The following is an 18,723-nucleotide window of genomic DNA, read 5'->3' as shown; positions in this document are numbered from 1 at the left end:
TCGTCAGTTTTACAAAAACCAGTGCAACCGATGGTATTCAATTAGTGAGTTTCAGGACTGGTCTGCCAGCAAGGTCCCGATTTATGGAATGGAAGACCAACAACTCTTGTTCGTACAGACACAGGCCAAAAGGCGTGTAGTTCCGTTTCAAACGCACTTTTACGGGGGTTATTCTGCCCCTCACCCATGGCAACTTACAAGTTACCCCAGAAAATCGCGGCCCGGCAGCATGAGATAACCGCCGATTTCCTCGCTATTATTGATCGCCATCTGACTGACCTGCTGGAAGAACGGGTGACGGAGATGTACGAAATTCGGGATATTGCCAGCGAGATGAACATTCACCCGACGCACCTAAGCAATACCATTAAACTGACCACCGGCCAGTCGCCCTGTTATTTCTTCGAACGGAAGATCATGGACATTGCCCGGACGATGCTGCACGACAACCAACAGACCATCGCCACAATTGCCGCTACTTTGACCTTTGATCCGTCTAACTTCACGAAGTTCTTCAAGCGGTTTCAGGGTGTAACACCGAAGCAGTACCGGGAATCTGTTTTGGCGGCCGATCGGCAAAAAACTGAACTGCTCACCATTTAATCTGAAGCTGTCACCATAACCCGGCCTGGTAAACCCTGCACCTTTGTGTTCTCATTTATTCGTAAACAAGATGGCAACACAGAGCAAAATAGCACTAGTAACCGGTGGCAGCCGTGGTCTGGGTAAAAATATGGCCCTGCAACTCGCAGCCGATGGCACCGACATTATCCTGACCTACCGCACTAGACAGGAAGAAGCCGAAGCGGTCGTCAACGAAATTGAGCAGACGGGTCGCAAAGCCGTAGCACTCCGACTGGACACGGGTATCAGCAGTACCTTCGACGCCTTCGTTCAGCAGGTTTCGGTGGTGCTGACCGAAACGTGGGGACGTACCACATTCGACTTCCTTATCAACAATGCCGGTATCGATGCGGCATCGCCTTTCGCCCAGACAACCGAAGAAGATTTCGACAATCTATTCAACGTTCACCTCAAAGGCGTTTATTTTCTGACGCAGAAGGCGTTGCCCCTACTCGCCGATAACGGAGGCATCGTCAATGTCTCCACCGGCCTAACCCGTTTCGCAACGCCCGGCTATGCCGCCTATGCATCGATGAAAGGCGCGATTGAAGTCTTCACCAAGTACCTGGCGAAAGAATTGGGTTCGCGCGGCATTCGGGCCAATCTGGTTGCGCCGGGCATTATTGAAACTGATTTTACCAAAGCAGCCCGCGAAGCACACCCTGAAATGAGCGCGTTTCTTTCATCACAAACGGCACTGGGCCGTATAGGACAACCCGACGACATTGGCGGTGTAGTTGCCTTTCTGTGCTCGCCCAATGCCGGTTGGGTAAACGCCCAACGAATCGAAGCATCGGGTGGTATGTTTTTGTAAGCGCAGCCAGCGTAGCACGGATTTCAGTTCGTTTACTGGCACCCGCCTGATGCGGCAAACGGGCTGAAGTCCGTGGTAGGCAAGAAGTTTGCATTTCCGTGAACGATTCATCAGCTTTACAGAACAAGCCCAAACTTAGACTACCGATGGATCAGCGCATTATCAATCTGTTCGACGAATACACGCACAAACCGCTCAAACGCGACGATTTCCTGAAGCGGCTGGCTAAGCTGACCGGTGGCATGGCAGCCGCAATGGCCGTACTGCCGCTACTGGAAATCAACTACGCACAGGCCGAGACCGTCGCTCACCAAGACGACCGTATCAAAACCGAATCGATCACGTATCCGGGTGTCGATACCACGATGAAAGGGTATCTCGCGCGACCCGCAGCCGCCGGAAAATATCCGGCGGTGGTGGTCATTCACGAAAACCGGGGCCTGAATCCGCACATCGAAGACGTGACCCGACGACTGGCGCTGGCGGGTTTCCTGGCCCTCGCGCCCGATGCACTTTCGGCATCGGGAGGAACACCAGCCGACAACCGTAGCGACGGTTCAGACCAGATTCGCGACTTGTTCAGCAAACTGGATGCGCAGAAAACACGCGAGAATTTCGTTAAAGCCCTGGACTATTTAAAAAATCGGCCCGACAGTACGGGTAAGCTGGGTGCGGTTGGTTTTTGCTGGGGCGGTGCCATGGCCAATCAACTGGCGGTTCACGATTCGGATCTAAAGGCCGCCGTTCCGTTCTACGGTCGTCAGCCCGACGCAGCCGACGTTCCCAAGATCAAAGCCGCCATGCAACTCCACTACGGCGGACTGGATGAACGAGTTAATGCCGGGATACCAGCCTACGAAGAAGCCCTGAAAAAATCGGGTGTGCCCTATGAGCTGTATGTGTATGAAGGAGCTCAGCACGCGTTTCACAACGACACCGCGCCCACGCGCTACAATGAAGCAGCCGCCAAGCTGGCCTGGAGTCGAACGGTGACGTTTTTGAAAGCGAAACTGGTTTAGGTGCCCCCCTTCGTCGAACCCATTTCGGCTATTTGCCATTGAAATGCCAAAAAGAACCAAAAATTCTGTGAAACGATGGGTTACTATTCTTAACTACCGGCATTAATAGTCAGAAACATAGACTTCACCTCTATTATTTGACAATTATGGCTAAATCTGCATTCTTCCTGCTTTCTTTGATGGCGCTGGCAACGGCTTGCTCAAGCACCAAAACTGAATCAACCGAATCGTCTACGACGGTAACGGATTCTAGCTCGACCATGTCGTCGGATTCATCTTCGATGTCGACCATGTCTAGCGACTCTACGATGGCAACAGACACCACCAAAAAGGATTCGATCAAATAGTCAATCCTATATCGTTACCGGAAAGGCTCTCAGCAATGGGAGCCTTTCTTTTTTTATCCGTACCAAAAGCCAGTCCACATCCCTGATGCCCGATGGCCTGTTCAAACCGATAAGTCGCGCTTTTCGCCAATCAATTTCCACAACAGATTAAGGAGTCTTTACGGGAAAATACGTTTACATGTTTACGGTAGTATCAACCCTGTTCGTCTTTCGTACACTACAATAAACGGAATCATCGTTGACGAAAACTTATGCAGGTACGGCCATCACATTAGTTTAGCGAAATGCTACCGTTTACTCACTTGATTTTGACATCTCATCCCTTATTGGCTTACTTACAAGGAGTTAACTCAATGAACTGTTAACTTATAATCACGCCATATTCATGAATACGCTCGCACCTTCTCTTTACGGGAAAAACCTGTTCCCACCTAAACTTAATAACCGCGAACTTCAATTTCTCGAACTAGCCTGCTCGGACTTAACCTACGTGCAAATCGCCGATCGGATGTGCGTCAGCCCCCGCACCGTCGATGGGTACCGGGAAACGTTATTTGAACGCTTCGAAGTAAAGAGTCGGGTCGGGCTCGCGCTGTGGGCCGTAAAAACGGGGGTTGTCATTTTATAACAACCGCTCTTCCAGATTAGCCATTGCCATAGCCCGCCATCCGTAGCGGGCTATTTCTTTTTCTATCCGAGATGCCTGATCAGTATTGGCGCGATACGCCGATTGGCCAATTCACGGCTGACACCATTTCCCAACAATCCTGTATCTTCGCAGCCAGTTTTCTTCTGTTCCTTTTGCATATGCTCAACCTTGGCTTTGTGTCGGCAATACTGGCCGACTATGATTTGAACGGTGTTCTGAAGTTTGCGGCTGAAAATAAGTTCAGTTGCATTGAATTGATGTGCTGGCCCGGCGGAAACGCCGATGCACGCCGGTATGCGGGTGTAACGCACATCGATGTCGATAACCTGAACGTCGAGCAGGTGCACACATTGACCCGGCTCTATGGGGTTTCAATTTCGGGACTTGGTTACTACCCGAACCCGCTGGACCCCAACCCGGAGCAGGCCGAGTTTTATCGGGAGCATATCAAGAAGATCATCCGGGCAGCGGCTAAACTGGGTGTTCCAGTAGTCAATACATTTATTGGTCGTAACCCATCATTGAGCGTTTCCGACAACCTGAAGTTATACACGGAGCACTGGCCCGCTATCGTGAAGGTGGCAGAAGAACACAACGTAAAGATCGGCATCGAAAACTGTCCGATGTGGTTTACGGACGATGAATGGCCGGGTGGCAAAAACATCGCGACTACGCCCGCCATCTGGGACCGCCTGTTCGAGATCATTCCGTCCCGAATCTTGGGGCTGAACTATGATCCGAGCCACCTGATCTGGCAGATGATGGATGAGGTAAAACCCATTTATGACTACCGCGACCGGCTGCACCATATTCACCTCAAGGACGTTAAGCTTTACCGGGACAAACTGAACCGTGTGGGTATTATGGCGAATCCACTCGAATACCATTCGCCGAAGTTACCCGGCCTGGGCGATGTGCGCTGGGGCCACTTTTTCGCTGCGCTGACCGACGTGCGCTACCGGGGGCCGGTTTGCATTGAAGTCGAAGATAAAGCGTATGAAGGCAGCGCCGAGGATGTTCATACCGCGATTTTAACGGCCCGAAATTACCTGAGCCAGTTCCTGGTTTTGTAACGTTTCGTAAACCGACTTCACCTTGCGCGACGCGATCAATCAATTCGACACGGATCTATTTCTGCGACTTAACGGTATCTACGCATCCTGGCTGGACCCAATCATGATCTTCGCTACGGAACGGAACACCTGGTTTCCGTTCTACGCGTTGCTGATCGGCTGGCTGGTCTTTCGCTATCGGAAACAGGCGATCTGGATGGTATTGACGCTGGTGGCAGCGGTAGCGATCAGCGACCAGACAGCATCGGCACTGCTCAAACCACTCACGCTCCGATTACGGCCCTGTCACGTTCCGGCCTTGCAAAGACTGATCCACCCCGTGCTGGAGTGTGGGGGGCCATACGGATTTGCCTCTTCACACGCAGCCAATACGTTCGCACTGGCAACAGGGGTCTGGTTGCTTGTCGGCAGGCAGTACCCGTGGACGAAATGGATTTTCCTCTGGGCCATTTTTGTTTCCTACAGCCGGATTTACGTAGCTGCTCATTACCCGCTCGATGTGATGGCTGGCGCTGGCATTGGCGTGCTGGCAGCGACACTATGCGTCTTTATCTATCGTTCGCTCGGAGCGAAACGAACCCGTCAGGACATAGCTTAACACGCCCCAATTCGTCACCATTGGCATAGTTTTTCGGCTTCCACGCCCGTTCAGGTAACAATCATAGGGTTATCCGGTTGTCATCATACCTTACGGATATATGTGAGCGATCAAGGCGTAATCGACCCTATGCAAACTGAAATTGACGATGCCCCAGAACATCTGATTGTAAGTCCCTTTTTGTTTCCTGAGCTATCCTCTCCCTTACTGCAACTGACTGTCATTGTGCCAGTTCGCAACGAAGCACATCATTTGACCCAAACCCTGGATGCGCTTCGCAATCAGTTGGATTGTACGGGCAAACTACTCAGTTCTACCCTGTATGAAGTACTGCTCCTGGCCAATAACTGCACCGATCAATCGTACAAAGTGGCTAGTCAGTACCAGCGAAATTACCCCGACTTTCCGCTGCATATTGCTCAGATACAACTCCCGCCTAATAAAGCAAACATCGGCACTGTTCGTCGGCTTCTTATGGATGAAGCACACCGGCGGTTGACAAGCACCGGAAACGCGGGTGGTATTATCGCATCTACCGATGGCGACACGATTGTCGATAAACACTGGGTTTATTACATCATGCTCGAGATTGCGAACGGAAACGACGCCGTTGGTGGCCGAATTCTGACCCATCCTGAATCGAGTAAGGTACGCTTGTATCACCTGCGCAACGTGATGTATCGAACGCTGATCGCCAAAGCCGAAGCCATGATTGATCCGTGCCCGAACGATCCGTGGCCCCGCCATTTCCAACATTTTGGCGCTAGTATTGCCGTTACCTGCCAGATGTACGAACAGGCGGGCCGTTTGCCGGAGAAACCATTTCTGGAAGATGAAGCGTTCTACAAAGCACTCCTGAGAACCGATGCGAGGGTGAGGCAAAGTCCACACGTAAAGGTATTTACGTCTACCCGCACAAATGGTCGCGTAGCGGTTGGTTTTTCGGAGCAGCTGCGCTATTGGGCGGCTTTGGATCAGTCGGGAAACGAGCAGTTGGTTGAGCCCGTTGAAGCGATACTTTCTAAATTCCGGAATCGTCAGAAGTTGCGTCTGTGGTGGCAAGCTCAGGGGCAGCTATCCCGTCCAGATGATATTGTGCAGATTGCCCAGGATCTGTTAGTGGATGCCAACTGGCTCATGACCGAGATCGAGAAGAGTCGTTTTTTCGGTCAGCTATGGGAGAAAGTGGAAGAAGCGATAGCCAGAGGACCGTGGGCCGAGCAATGGACACCAGTACCCATCACGGCTGCCATTCAGGATCTGCGCACGTTCGTCAGATCCTAATTTTCTACGTAGAGACGCAATCCCTTGCGTCTCATTCGCGTTAGCAATCGTGCGTCTCATTCGCGTCAGCAATCATTGGCAGCCATCCGGTCAGGAGACGCAAGGGATGCCGCACCGGCGGTGATGCGGCATCCCGACCGGTCTCTACATGGATTTCCCAAATAGGTCTAACCGGTATTTGTCCGTGCGCTGCCCGAGCAGATGAATCAGCGGTTTTCCTGCTCCGGTGGATTCCAGAAAAAGCTCGTGTACCTGATCGCCGGTGAGCGGATAATCATGTACGAAAGGTGTCCAGTGGACCAATAGCAACTGTCCGTTGGTCTCCAGATGATCAATCAGCAATTGCCTTACCTGTTTCAGATCGTCCAGCGCCAGGTAATAACCGACCTCAGACATCAGGATAAGATCGAACGGCTGGTCCGGAAATTCGTTGGGAATGCTCATCTGGCTGATCGTCACCTGCGGGTAGGCAGCCAGTCGCTGACGAGCGGTTTTGAGCGGCAACTCACTCGCATCGACAGCCAGCAGTTTACCACAGCGTTGCGCCAGCATTTCGCTCAACACACCGATCGAGCAGCCGATTTCGAACGCACTTTTATAATGATCATTCGGTAAAGCGGCCATTGTCGCTTCGTATTTGGCTCGTTCGTATGGGCTGGTTTCAAAGGCCCAGGGGTCTTCATTAGCCCGGTAGACATCATCGAAATAAGTGGTTGGCAGACTTGGCATACGTTGTCAATAATTAGGGTAAATGGCTTCCAGAAATAACTCGCGGGGCGTTTCGAAGTGGGTCAAGAGTTCCGGCGACAGATAAAAAGCAGTCGGGTCATCGCTGATCAACCGGCTCACCTGCGAGCGATGAGCCGCAATGGCTTGCCTGCGCTGATTCATCACCGACTCGATGGGTACGCACCAGACGTTCATCTCGTCATGACGGGGCATATCGGTTTCGTTGCCCAGCTCCCACAGCCAGATCAAATATTCCAGTACGCGCGGCTTCGTCGAACTACGAGCCAACGCGCCCATCAGAATCTGCCACGATGCCCGATGGTCGCGGTGCGGGTCCCGACGCCAGGGCACCAGTATCGTTTGGGGCTTAACCCGATCAATAAGGTCATGCATGAAGGCAACCGCTTCGTCGAAACCTGACTTATCTGGCACAGCGACCTGCGTGTCTTTCTGGCGCATAAATGTGCAATCATGTGGCGACACACCCAGAATAGCCAGTGCTTCCAACGCTTCTGATTCGCGTAGCTGGCGAAGCCGTTCGGCTGGGTAACTGGGCGAATTGGGGTGTGACATGCTTCCATCGCTCACGAACAGAACGTGCACCGCATATCCCTGTTCACGCAGCAACGCAATCGTACCGCCACACCCCAGCGATTCGTCGTCAGGATGCGGGGCTATTACCAGCGTATCACCAAGTTGCTCAAGGCGTTGGGGGTCAACTGGCACTGCCAGTCCATCCAGAAAATGGGCCTTATCAACGCCAGAGATCATGCGCTTTTGGTTGATTTGTGAGCACAAAATGACCAATATCAGCGAGGGTAGCATCCGGAGCCGGTTGACGAAGATAGAAGGTCAGATCGCGGTGGATACGCTCGAATGGGAGCGGTCGCATCAGGCCCCTTGCTCCTACCGATCGTTCGGCCAACTGCATCACGCGCAGACAGATTTCTTCAATGGCGGTTCGAGTCATGTTGGCGTATGCCACGATCTTATCCGTCTCCCCCCCGCGCGTTATCCACTCGTCGGCTTTTGTACCTGATGATGCAAGCCACTGGTTTCCAGACTCAATGAGGTAAGCCATTTCAGCCAAGCGCGTTTTCTGCGCCTGATCGTCAATCCGATTCATCGACGCCAGAAATGAGCGGGTCTCGTTAAAGACCGCTTCGGCTCCACCTAGCTGCACAGCCGCAAACCGAATGGCTCCGCCACTGAAGTAAGGTTGCCGGAAGTAATCACCCGGCTCACCCAGCAGGTCGGCATCAGTTAGTTCAACGCCCGTAAAGTCGAGCTTGTAACTGACCGATGCCCGCATACCCAGCGGCTGCCAGAAACGCGTATCCTGCGGAATCGGCTGTACGCGTTCGGTGGGAATAATGCACATCTGCCAGCCTTTTTTTTCCGCACCGATCAGTTCACCGGTTACGAGCGGACGGTGAATCCAGCCCGCGCCTGAGCAGAACGTTTTCGATCCTTCCAGGCGATACCGGCCATCGCCGATCGCATGAATCCGAACACCGTCGCCAGCCTGCGTGTTCCAGACACTAAACAATCGATCATATTTCCGCACGTCATCAGCCCAGACTCGTTTTTGGTCTGAGTTAGCGTATAAATCAATCAGGTTCAGCGCATTGATGTGGCCTTCGTAAATTCGTCCGACCGCCAAATTTCCCGTGCCGATTCGTTTCAATAAGTTCAGCAGCTGATCAGTAACGGGCAACCGGTTATCCAATTCCTGACCGGGAAGGGTAACGGCCAGCAGTCCGGCTTCCGTCAGCCAGCCGAAGGCCGTTTCCGGAAAGGTGCCGTCCTCATCCGTCTGGGCCGCAACGCTGGCGATTCGACTAATCAGTCCATCCATTTTTCCGGCATCGGATAGCCACAATGTACTTGGTCGTGGTGTGGTCGTAGCGGTGTCTATCATACGTACAGAATCGACTGAAAGGCGAATTGTTTGGCTTTCGCGTACGATCCATAGGGTAAGTTATCAATAGGTACGACCGGCAGGCAGTAACTCCGTTTTTTGTCACTCCCCTAATAAACTCTGCGGAACAGGGTTTCCTCTACTTATTTTTTTCGTACCTTTGCGGGAAATTTGTCAGGTACTAATGGCTTCGTTCAATCCGGTTAAGATTTTTTCAGGGAGTCAATCCACTTACTTAGCCGAAAAAATCGCGCACTACTACGGGAAAGACCTGGGCGGCTATACGTGTCGGCGTTTTAGCGACGGTGAAATGTCGCCTAGCTTTGAAGAGTCGGTTCGTGGCTGCGATGTGTTCTTAATTCAGTCGACGCCCCCTCCCGGCGATAATCTGATGGAATTGCTGCTGATGGTCGATGCCGCCCGTCGGGCTTCAGCACACTACGTCACCGTTGTCATTCCGTATTTTGGGTACGCCCGTCAAGATCGTAAAGACAAACCCAGGGTATCGATTGCGGCCAAATTAGTCGCTAATATGCTGGCGGCATCGGGCGTTGACCGATTGATGACGATTGATCTACATGCCGGACAAATTCAGGGTTTTTTCGACTTCCCCGTCGACCATCTGGAAGGAACGTCGGTGTTCGTGCCGTACATTAAAAGTTTGAATCTGGAGAATCTGGTCGTTGCGTCGCCGGACGTTGGCGGTGCCAATCGCGCCCGGACGTTCGCCAAGCACTTCAATGCTGATATCGTGCTCTGCGATAAGCACCGGAAACGGGCCAACGAAATTGCGTCGATGCAGGTCATTGGTGACGTTGAAGGAGCCAATGTCGTACTCGTGGACGATTTGATCGACACGGGGGGAACAATGGCAAAGGCGGCCCAGATCATTATGGACAAAGGCGCTGCGTCGGTACGGGCGGTGTGTACGCACCCCATTATGTCAGGCAGAGCCCACGAGAATATTTCCAATTCGATATTGGATGAGCTGGTCGTTGCGGATACACTGCCGATGAAGCAGCCTAACGAAAAAATAAGAGTGCTGTCGGTAGCCGAGCTATTTGCAAAAGCCATTGGACGCATTCGGGATCATGAATCTATTAGTTCACTGTTTATAAAAAACTGAGCCCTCAGGTGATTACGGAATGGAGCTCTATTGGCGCTTTACGGTCATTTACGGCTCACTCACCAATTAATTTTAAGTATCATGAAAAAAATCGAGATTGTAGGGTATCAACGAGCGAATCTCGGCCGTGCGGAGTCACAAGCGATTCGGGCCGAGGGTAATGTTCCGTGCGTGTTATACGGAGGAGATGAGCAGGTGCATTTCTACGCGCCAGCTATCCTGTTCCGCGACCTGCTCTATTCGCCGAACATTTATGAAGTGGCCCTCAACATTGAAGGCGCTGAATACCGGGCGGTTCTTCAGGAATCCCAATTCCACCCAGTGAGCGACGTATTGTTACACGTCGACTTCCTGCAAATCACGGACGGCAAATCAATTAAGGTTGCGGTTCCGGTTCGGTTGGTTGGAACGGCTCCTGGCGTACAAAAAGGGGGTAAACTGGTAACCCGCGTTCGGAAACTGCGCGTGAAGGGCCTTGTTGAAAACATCCCTGATTTCATCGACGTTGACGTATCAGATCTTGATCTGGGCAAATCCGTTCGCGTTGGTCAGATTGTTGTAAAAGACTTCGAACTGCTTGAGCAGGCTTCGAACCCAGTGGCCAGCATTGAAATCCCACGTGCACTGCGTGGTACGGTTTCGGCCAAATAATAGTGCCTTTACGGGTTAGTACAACTAATAGACGTAAAAAAGCCGTTCTGATCAGTCAGAGCGGCTTTTTTATGTCTGTATACGAGCAGGATGGTTCTACTTCTCCGTTACCCGAATCGAAATCCGGCGGTTTTGGGCCTTACCCTCTTCGGTTCCATTCGACGCAACGGGGTGTTCCTGTCCGTATCCCTCGGCCGCCAGACGCTCACTGCCGATACCCAATTTTTCCAGTTCAACCCGCACCGAATTGGCCCGGTCCTGCGAGAGTTTGAGGTTGCTGGCCGCTTTGCCCGTGTTGTCGGTGTAGCCACCAAGCTTCACGTGTACAGCGGGATACGCTTTCAGAATTTCGGCGATGTTTTTCAGCTGTTCCTGCGATTCAGGTTTTAAGGTAGCCGCCCCCGTGTCGAAGGTCAGCCGGTCGAAATCGAACCAGGTCGTTTTATCGACAGGCTTGTCACTTTTGATAAACGTCAGCAGCTTGTTTTCGACCCCAAACTCGGGAATGTTCAGCGCAACACCACTCGTCAGCTTCTGAATGCTGAACGCACCCAGCTTGGCATTCGGGGTGCTAACGTCGTCGTTATCAGCCGCCGTTGACTCTTCCAGCGGAACTTCCGTGCCAGCCGCTACCTTACCTTCCCGATCGTAGCCCGGCGTATCCGACGATTGCACGGCGATGTAGGGCGCAATGACCAGCGACACGATCGACATCAGTTTGATCAGAATGTTCATCGACGGGCCGGATGTATCCTTGAACGGATCGCCGACAGTATCACCCGTCACGGACGCTTTGTGCGGCTCCGATTTCTTGTAGAACATTTCGCCATTGATCAGCACCCCCTTTTCGAACGACTTCTTGGCGTTATCCCACGCGCCACCGGCGTTGTTCATAAAAATACCCATCAACACGCCCGAAACCGTGACCCCCGCTAACAGACCACCCAATACTTCGGGACCAAAAATAAAACCGACGATTACGGGTACGGACAGCGCAATCGCTCCAGGCAACATCATCTCCCGAATTGATGCCTGGGTTGAAATGGCTACGCATTTTTCGTATTCGGGTTTGCCCGTTCCTTCCATAATACCCGGAATATCCCGAAACTGGCGTCGCACTTCTTCCACCATCGCCATGGCCGCCCGACCCACGGCAGCAATCGCCAGCGACGAGAAAATGAACGGAATCATGGCCCCCACGAACAGGCCCGCCAGCACATCAGCCTTGTAAATATCGATGGCCGAAATGCCCGAAAGACCCACGAAAGCAGCGAATAATGCCAACGCTGTCAGCGCAGCCGATGCAATAGCAAACCCTTTTCCGGTTGCCGCAGTCGTATTACCAACGGCATCCAGAATGTCGGTTCGACCCCGAACCTCCTCGGGCAGGTAGCTCATCTCGGCGATTCCCCCCGCGTTATCGGCGATGGGACCGAAGGCATCAATCGCCAGCTGCATGGCCGTTGTAGCCATCATGCCAGCCGCCGAAATAGCTACACCGTACAAGCCGGCAAAGTGATACGACGTGTAGATACCAGCCGCCAGCACCAGAATAGGTAATACGGTCGATTCCATACCCACCGACAAGCCGCCGATAATATTGGTAGCCGCACCCGTTGCTGACTGACGAATGATCGACAATACCGGCCGACGACCCATAGCGGTATAATATTCCGTGATCGACGACATCAGCGCCCCCACGATCAGGCCCGTCACAATGGCGTAAAACACATCCATCCGCGTAAATTCAACACCCCGAATCGTCATCGTAACGTCGGGCAAATAGCTTGTCACCAGAAAATAAGACGCTACCAGTGTCATGCCGATTGATGCCCAGTTGCCCAGGTTCAACGCGCCCTGTACACTGCCGTTGTCGTCTTTCACCCGGACAAAATAAGTAGCGATAATCGAAAAGATTAGTCCTAAACCAGCAATGACCATCGGTAACACGATGGGCGAATGGCCGTAAATATTCAGGTCGGCGGGAATTTTGATTTCGCGGCCAAGCACCATCGTCGCCAGAATGGTCGCCACGTATGAGCCAAACAAGTCAGCCCCCATACCGGCTACGTCCCCCACGTTATCCCCTACGTTATCGGCAATGGTTGCCGGATTTCGGGGATCATCTTCCGGAATACCGGCTTCAACTTTACCAACCAGGTCAGCGCCAACGTCGGCGGCTTTCGTATAAATACCGCCCCCGACACGGGCAAACAACGCGATGGATTCGGCACCAAGCGAGAAACCGGCCAGTACTTCGAGCGTCTTCTCCATTGGCAGGCCATTAACATCGCCATCGGCACCGACGTACAATTTATAGAGAATGATGAATAGCCCGCCAAGGCCCAGCACCGCCAGACCGGCCACGCCAATGCCCATAACCGAACCGCCGGTGAACGAAACCTCGAGCGCACGCTTCAGGCTGGTACGAGCCGCATGGGCCGTCCGGACGTTGGCCTTGGTGGCAATGTTCATACCGATATAGCCGGCCAACGCCGACAGAAAGGCACCCAATATGAACGACAGACCAATGATTGGGCTCGAATTAGGCACGAGAGAACCCATGTAACCCAGTAACAAAGCAACAACAACCCCGAAGTAAGTAAGTACCCGCCACTCGGCTTTAAGAAAGGCAATAGCCCCGTCGGCGATGTATCCGGCAATTTCCTGCATCCGGGCGTCGCCAGCGTCCTGCCGCGAAACCCAGAGAAATTTTGTAAACATCACCAACAGGCCAACAATACCTAACACAGGCGCTAAATAGACGCTGTAATTCATGTGATTGATTGATAAGTTAGAAAATGAATTTAGGAATAGGAATGCTCACAAATATAGAATTTGCCTCTGTATAACAGCGACTTACATTGACTTTTTTTAAGGATAAGTACGTTTTTTTCAGGAGATTTCGGGTCATTACCGGTCAATTCATTCCAGCGCTAGGAAGTGTAAACGCAGCTGTGTAGGTTAAGAAACTGAATCATCAGAACTAACCATCTTACTCGTAATCAGCACGTTGTCCTTCCTCTATGAAATCTATACCTGAACTGATTAACCCGAGAGCAGCCCTTTTTGGCTTAATTCTATTTTTTCTTTTTATAACCCAATTAAAGGCTAACACGATCGACTCAATTCGGGTCACGGTTACGGAAGGTACCAACATGGCGGCCGACCTCTCCCCCGACAAGTCGAAGATCGTCATCGATTTGCAGGGAACCATCTGGATAGTACCCGCAACCGGTGGAGTCGCTAAGCCCATTACCGATAATTTGGGTGACTGTCGCCAGCCAAGCTGGTCGCCCGATGGGAATCAGATTGTGTTCCATGCTTTTTGGGATGGCCGCTATCATATCTGGACCGTTCCGGCAACGGGCGGCAAGCCAAAACAACTAACGTCGGGCATTCAGGATGACCGCGAACCGCAGTGGTCGCCCGATGGAAAACGGATTGTGTTCTCGTCGGATCGTAGCGGCAATTACGACATCTGGCAACTTACGCTGGCCAATGGTCAATTAACCCAACTCACCACCGATTCGGGCAACGATTTCAATCCGGCCTTCTCGCCCGATGGGTCACGGGTTGTCTTCGTTTCCGACCGAACCGATGCGCCGGGAATTTATGTAACAGCACCCGGTGGCTCCGAAAAGATCGTCTCACCGTCGAACGCTAAACTCGCCGGACCAGCCTGGCAGCCGGATGGTTCGCATATTTTTTATAACGCGCTGACTAAATCGCAAAGTGGGCTGGAAACGGTGTCGGTAGCGGACAATAAAACACAAATGCTCACCGAAGTCGCCGACGACGTATTTCCATTCCGGGTAAGCTGGTTCTCATCGGACGAATACCTGTACACGGCGAATGGCCTGCTGAAACGTCGGAAGATTGGCAGCAAAACAGCACAGACGATTCCGTTTCAGGCCATCATCGCGTTACCTCGTAACAGGTATAAGCGCAAGACATACGACTTCGATAGCCAGCAGCCGCAGGTTGTCAAAGGCATCAAGGGAGCAACTATTTCGCCCGATGGCAAGCAGATCGCGTTCGCGGCTCTGGGCGATTTGTGGATACTGGCAAAAGGCACGAAATCACCCGAACGAATAACGCAGGGACCGACTATGGAACTTGAACCGAACTGGTCGCCAGACGGGACAAAACTCGTTTACGTGTCTGATCGCAACGGCAACATGGATGTCTGGATTCGGGATCTGAAAACGGGTCAGGATAAACTTCTGAGCGACATGGCCGACGATCTCCACTACCCGACCTGGTCGCCCGATGGCAGCAAGGTGGCTTTTTACCAAAGCGATGCGCGTAACGCCTGGGGCCGCAGCACCCTCTATACCGCCGATGTGACTTACACTGCTGACGTAACGGTGCCTAAAACGCAAAAAATACACGAGTCGATCTTTGTTCCCAGTCAGGCTACGTGGTCGGCGGATGGCAGAACCATTGCTGTGTCGGCCCTTCACCCCTACTCGTCGCGGTATCGGGAAGGCGTTAGTGAGGTGCTGCTGATTTCGCTCGATGGTAAGAATGATCGGTATGTCTCACCCGCTCTGGCGCACAGCCTCGCTACCCGTGGTCAAAACGGCCCGGTCTGGTCGCCCGATGGCACCAAAATGGCCTACGTTCTCGATGGGTTGTTGTGGCTGACGGACGTAAAACCGGATGGGTCCATCGTGGGAACGCCCCGCCAACTAACCAGCGAACAAGTTGACACGCCCACCTGGACCGGCGATTCAAAGAGTTTGCTCGTTCTGGCTACGGATGTTCTGAAACAGGTCTACGTAGCCGATGGTCGCATCGAAGTAATTCCGATGGATTTGGCCTGGAAAATTAGCCAGCCTACGGGTACCGTCGTGGTCCACGCCGGACGGTTGTTCGACGGAAAATCAGCGACTTACCGTACGAATGTCGATATTCTGATCGATGGTCACCGCATTAAAGCCATCGAGCCCCACAAAGCGGGTCGTACAGGTACGCTGATCGACGCATCGACAAAAACAGTTATTCCAGGGCTGTTCGAGATGCACACGCATCAGCATTCGATGGTTGGGGAGAAGATTGGGCGGCTATGGCTTTCGTTCGGTATCACCTCCATCCGCGAGCCGGGTGCTGACCCCTACGATGCGCTTGAACGGAAGGAATCCTGGGCGAGTGGTGTCCGGCCCGGTCCGCGTCAGTTTTTCACCGGTGGCCTCACCGACGGCACCCGGATCTATTACGGTGCTGCTACTAGCATCAACTCCGACGAGCAACTCGACCGCGAACTAAACCGCTCGGTCCGGCTGGGGTACGACCTGATTAAAACGTACGTTCGGATGCCCGACGCCATGCAGCAACGGATTACGACCTTCGCTCACGCCCACGGTATGCCGGTGTCCTCGCACGAAATTTTCCCGGCTATGCGCTACGACGTGGATGCCGTTGAGCATATCGGCGGAACAAGTCGGCGCGGGTATTCGCCCAAGATTACGGCTATGAACCGGAGCTACCAAGACGTGATTCAGTTACTGGCCAAATCCGGCATGAACATCACACCAACGGCTTCCTTACAGGGCGGCTTTTCAGTCCTGGGTACGAAAGATCCGAGTTTATACGAGAACCGACAATACCGGGCTTTTTATTCGGAAGAGTACAACAACACACTTCAGGCGGGAGCAGCCCAGTACGCCAAGCTCAGTCCGGGGTATCTGACCAATTTCGGCAACTTGCAGAAAGGAGTAAAGGCACTGGTTGATGCGGGGGCGCACGTCACAACCGGCACTGACAGTCCATTTGTTCCCTACGGATTAAGTCTCCATACCGAATTACAATGCTTTGTGGGTGCGGGTCTAACACCTTATCAGGCGCTACGTTCGGCTACACTCTGGGCCGCCGAAACGGTGGGTGTCAGCAAGGATTTAGGCTCCATCGAACCGGGAAAACTCGCCGATCTGGTCATCGTCAACGGTGATCCGCTGACCAAAATAACCGATGCGCTGAACGTTGAGCAAGTCATTAAAAACGGGCAGGTCATGCCCATTGACCGATTGCTGACGCGCCCGTAAGTATTCACCACAACCCCTCTCCTGAAACAAGGAGAGGGGCTTCGTTCAACGATTATCAGAAGCCAGCGGCCTGGCCGTCCTTGCGGGATTCAGTGGCCCCATGATAGACTTTATTTTTGGGGTCGTACATAATGGCCTGATAGCCACCGTAGCCCCCCATGCCGTAACCGACCTTGTGACCCCGGCGCATCAGGTCACGGATCGTTTCGTAGGGATACCCCGATTCCAGCGTTATCAGACCCGAATCCGTCATTTTTTCGCCGGTTGGCTCCGATGACCCCGAATGATCGATCCGGGGCGCATCGCCCGCTTCCTGCGGATTCATCCCGAAATCGATCATGTTCATAACGATCTGAACGTGGCCCAGCGGCTGAAAGCTTCCACCCATCACGCCGAAGCTCATAAACGGTTCCCCATCTTTCGTTATAAACGCGGGAATAATGGTCTGAAAGGGTCGTTTGTGGGGCGCAAAGGTGTTATTCTGTCCGTCGATCAGGCTGTACAACTCACCCCGATCCTGAAGCATAAAGCCAAGGCCATCAGGAACCATACCCGAACCAAATCCACGGTAGTTACTCTGGATCAGCGAGACCATATTTCCTTCGTCGTCGGCAACGGTCAGGTAGATGGTGTCGCCCTGTTTCAACGCCGGATTACCCGCATCCACGCGACTGGCTGCGCGCGTCAGGTCGATGAGCTTACGGCGTTCAGTGGCATACTCCTTCGATACCAGTTCCTTCACGGGGATCTTGGCAAACGCCGGGTCGGCATAGTATTTGGCGCGATCTTCGAACGCCAGCTTCTTCGCTTCGATAAACCGGTGGATGTGTTCGGGACTTCCCCAGGGCGTTTGCGAAAAATCGTATCCTTCAAGAATGTTCAGCATCTGCAACGCAGCGATACCCTGACTATTTGGCGGCAACTCCCACACATCGTAGCCCCGGTAATTGGTCGAGACCGGCTCAACCCATTCCGAGGTATGATCGGCCAGGTCTTTCGCGCTGAGGTAACCGCCCATCTTTTTCATGAACCCATCGATGCTCTGCGCAATATCCCCTTTATAAAACGCATCCCGTCCCCCTTTGGCAATCTTTTCGAGTGTATTGGCCAATGCGGGATTCTTGAACAAATCACCCCGTTTCGGTGCAGCTCCGTTGATGGCGTAGGTTTCCTTCACATTAGGGTATTTACCGAACCGGTTCAACATAGTGGGCCAGTAATAAGCGGCTTCGTCGTGAACCGGGTAGCCTTCGCGGGCGTAGCGAATGGCGTGTGACAGGATTTTAGGCATGGGTGTCCGGCCAAACCGCTTGTGCAGTTCAAACCACCCATCGACACAACCCGGCACCGAAACAGGCAGTGGTCCATCCGACGGAATATGTTTCAAACCCCGCTTTTGCAGTTCGGCCAGCGTCAGGCTATACGGTGACCGTCCTGACGCGTTAAGTCCATACAACTTTTTGGTTTTGGCATCCCAGACGATCGCAAAGAGATCACCACCGATGCCGTTGACGTGCGGTTCAACCAGCCCCTCCATCGCATTGGCCGCAATAGCCGCGTCGATGGCGTTGCCCCCTGACCGAAGTACGTCGACCGCAGCCTGGGTCGAAAGGGGATGTGATGTGCAAGCCATTCCGTGCCGGGCCATCACCACGGCCCGCGTTGCGAAGGTTTTCCCGCTGAGCCGATCCTGCGCGTAGGTCGACGATGCCAAGCCGCCCGCTAAAAGCAAGGCACTGACCAATAAAGGGTGTTTCATGAAAGAGGTTTGTTGATTGAGTTGTATCCGGTTGTACTGAATTACGTGTGCACCTACTTTCTGTCATCCGATGACAAAAGCC

The 18,723-nt window shown here is 52.9% G+C and carries 16 protein-coding genes; 10 read left to right on the top strand and 6 right to left on the bottom strand.

From position 1 onward, the window contains the following. Positions 1-186: 186 nt before the first annotated feature. The 3 genes from GK091_RS23860 (at position 187) to GK091_RS23850 (ending at position 2,457) form a co-directional block, all read left to right on the top strand. Positions 187-603 carry a helix-turn-helix domain-containing protein gene (locus tag GK091_RS23860; protein ID WP_164042744.1) on the top strand — a complete coding sequence of 139 codons (417 nt, stop codon included), beginning with the start codon at positions 187-189 and terminating at the stop codon, positions 601-603. Positions 604-673: 70 nt separating this feature from the next. Then, positions 674-1,438, top strand: coding sequence for an SDR family NAD(P)-dependent oxidoreductase (locus GK091_RS23855; RefSeq protein WP_164042742.1), 765 nt, complete (start codon positions 674-676; stop codon positions 1,436-1,438). Positions 1,439-1,584: 146 nt separating this feature from the next. Beyond that, complete coding sequence (locus tag GK091_RS23850) at positions 1,585-2,457, top strand: dienelactone hydrolase family protein (RefSeq protein WP_164042740.1); 873 nt, start codon at positions 1,585-1,587, stop codon at positions 2,455-2,457. Positions 2,458-2,590: 133 nt separating this feature from the next. On the opposite strand, the gene GK091_RS23845 is transcribed toward GK091_RS23850, so the two are convergent. Then, on the bottom strand, positions 2,591-2,800 hold the full coding sequence (locus GK091_RS23845) for a hypothetical protein (protein ID WP_170312746.1): 210 nt from the start codon (positions 2,798-2,800) through the stop codon (positions 2,591-2,593). Positions 2,801-3,189: 389 nt separating this feature from the next. Here GK091_RS23845 and GK091_RS23840 point away from each other — a divergent pair, with 389 nt between their 5' ends. The 4 genes from GK091_RS23840 (at position 3,190) to GK091_RS23825 (ending at position 6,408) form a co-directional block, all read left to right on the top strand. Further along, on the top strand, positions 3,190-3,432 hold the full coding sequence (locus GK091_RS23840) for a response regulator transcription factor (protein ID WP_164042738.1): 243 nt from the start codon (positions 3,190-3,192) through the stop codon (positions 3,430-3,432). Between the two features lie 179 nt (positions 3,433-3,611). Continuing rightward, entirely contained in the window at positions 3,612-4,526 is a 915-nt protein-coding gene (locus GK091_RS23835; protein WP_164043035.1) for a sugar phosphate isomerase/epimerase family protein, read from the top strand. A gap of 22 nt (positions 4,527-4,548) precedes the next feature. After that, on the top strand, positions 4,549-5,124 hold the full coding sequence (locus GK091_RS23830; RefSeq protein ID WP_164042736.1) for a phosphatase PAP2 family protein: 576 nt from the start codon (positions 4,549-4,551) through the stop codon (positions 5,122-5,124). Positions 5,125-5,253: 129 nt separating this feature from the next. Next, a complete protein-coding gene (locus GK091_RS23825; RefSeq protein ID WP_164042734.1) occupies positions 5,254-6,408 on the top strand; it encodes a glycosyltransferase in 1,155 nt (384 codons plus the stop codon). Between the two features lie 144 nt (positions 6,409-6,552). On the opposite strand, the gene GK091_RS23820 is transcribed toward GK091_RS23825, so the two are convergent. From GK091_RS23820 to GK091_RS23810, 3 genes are read right to left on the bottom strand one after another with little or no spacing between them, the layout of a single operon-like run. After that, positions 6,553-7,137 (bottom strand): class I SAM-dependent DNA methyltransferase, encoded by a 585-nt coding sequence (locus GK091_RS23820; RefSeq protein ID WP_164042732.1) that lies wholly within the window; start codon positions 7,135-7,137, stop codon positions 6,553-6,555. A 6-nt stretch (positions 7,138-7,143) separates the two neighbouring features. Beyond that, positions 7,144-7,908 carry a PIG-L deacetylase family protein gene (locus GK091_RS23815; RefSeq protein ID WP_164042729.1) on the bottom strand — a complete coding sequence of 255 codons (765 nt, stop codon included), beginning with the start codon at positions 7,906-7,908 and terminating at the stop codon, positions 7,144-7,146. Beyond that, positions 7,892-9,058 carry an acyl-CoA dehydrogenase family protein gene (locus GK091_RS23810; protein ID WP_164042727.1) on the bottom strand — a complete coding sequence of 389 codons (1,167 nt, stop codon included), beginning with the start codon at positions 9,056-9,058 and terminating at the stop codon, positions 7,892-7,894. Before GK091_RS23810 ends, GK091_RS23815 begins: the two co-directional genes overlap by 17 nt. A 184-nt stretch (positions 9,059-9,242) precedes the next feature. Between GK091_RS23810 and GK091_RS23805 the strand changes: the two genes are divergently transcribed. After that, positions 9,243-10,184 (top strand): ribose-phosphate pyrophosphokinase, encoded by a 942-nt coding sequence (locus GK091_RS23805; protein ID WP_164043032.1) that lies wholly within the window; start codon positions 9,243-9,245, stop codon positions 10,182-10,184. A gap of 81 nt (positions 10,185-10,265) precedes the next feature. Beyond that, complete coding sequence (locus GK091_RS23800; protein ID WP_164042725.1) at positions 10,266-10,835, top strand: 50S ribosomal protein L25/general stress protein Ctc; 570 nt, start codon at positions 10,266-10,268, stop codon at positions 10,833-10,835. 96 nt (positions 10,836-10,931) lie between these two features. Here GK091_RS23800 and GK091_RS23795 read toward each other — a convergent pair whose 3' ends face one another. Further along, positions 10,932-13,613, bottom strand: a complete 2,682-nt coding sequence (locus tag GK091_RS23795; protein ID WP_164042723.1) for a sodium-translocating pyrophosphatase — start codon at positions 13,611-13,613, stop codon at positions 10,932-10,934. A 248-nt stretch (positions 13,614-13,861) separates the two neighbouring features. Between GK091_RS23795 and GK091_RS23790 the strand changes: the two genes are divergently transcribed. Continuing rightward, positions 13,862-16,882 carry a DPP IV N-terminal domain-containing protein gene (locus GK091_RS23790; RefSeq protein ID WP_164042721.1) on the top strand — a complete coding sequence of 1,007 codons (3,021 nt, stop codon included), beginning with the start codon at positions 13,862-13,864 and terminating at the stop codon, positions 16,880-16,882. 55 nt (positions 16,883-16,937) lie between these two features. Here the strand turns inward: GK091_RS23790 and ggt are convergent, their stop codons facing one another. After that, on the bottom strand, positions 16,938-18,641 hold the full coding sequence (gene ggt, locus GK091_RS23785; RefSeq protein ID WP_164042712.1) for a gamma-glutamyltransferase: 1,704 nt from the start codon (positions 18,639-18,641) through the stop codon (positions 16,938-16,940). Between the last annotated feature and the right edge of the window lie 82 nt (positions 18,642-18,723).

Source organism: Spirosoma agri, from assembly GCF_010747415.1.
Lineage (GTDB): Bacteria > Bacteroidota > Bacteroidia > Cytophagales > Spirosomataceae > Spirosoma > Spirosoma agri.
This window is presented reverse-complemented; position numbering and strand designations above follow the sequence as displayed.